General features: G+C 32.8%; 1 pseudogene. It reads left to right on the top strand.

Annotated features, from left to right (window positions below):
• Positions 1-85: 85 nt before the first annotated feature.
• A pseudogene (locus ACFIMQ_RS09655) lies at positions 86-659 on the top strand (hypothetical protein); the annotation flags it as partial.

The following is a 659-nucleotide window of genomic DNA, read 5'->3' as shown; positions in this document are numbered from 1 at the left end:
TGTATTAAAGGACACAAGCCATGTGATGATAATGAAGCAGATGCTTTAGCAATTTTACATTTAGTTAAAGAAAGGGAATTGGGGTATGTCCAGTAAATTACCATGGACGAGGCTTTTTGCAGACAAGTGGCTACTTGATCTTGCTTGTTTACCCGCAATTGAAGGCAATGTTTATATGCGATTGCGATTGCAAATGTTGCGTACTAGAGAGCCTCTTGTAAATGATGCGCAAATATTATCTCATTTTACGTGTTGCTCAGTAAAAAGATTTCAGAAGGCGTTAGATTACTTATTTAGATCTGGACACATTATTCTTTCAGAAGATGGTCATTTGTGGTGTTCAGATGTTGAAGAAGAATTAAAAAATTCAGACGAAACTTTAAATAAGTTTGCAGAAAGAGCAGCAAAAGCCGCCAATACTAGAAAACATAAAAACCAAGAAGAATCTTCAAGAGAGCTTCAAGATTCTTTAAGAAGTCTTCAAGATTCTTCAAGATGTCTTGAAGATTCTTTAAGAGGGTACAATAACATTAACAATAACATTAACAATAACAAAAATAAAAATATTATTTTATCAAAAAGAGAAATTGATTTTGAAAATTTAGAAACAAACGATTTTGTTGAAAAGGCAATCGAGTGTGATGATGTTCAATCAGAAC

The sequence above is a fragment of the Bartonella sp. AD13SXNS genome, from assembly GCF_042196465.1.
Classification (GTDB): Bacteria; Pseudomonadota; Alphaproteobacteria; order Rhizobiales; family Rhizobiaceae; genus Bartonella.
This window is presented reverse-complemented; position numbering and strand designations above follow the sequence as displayed.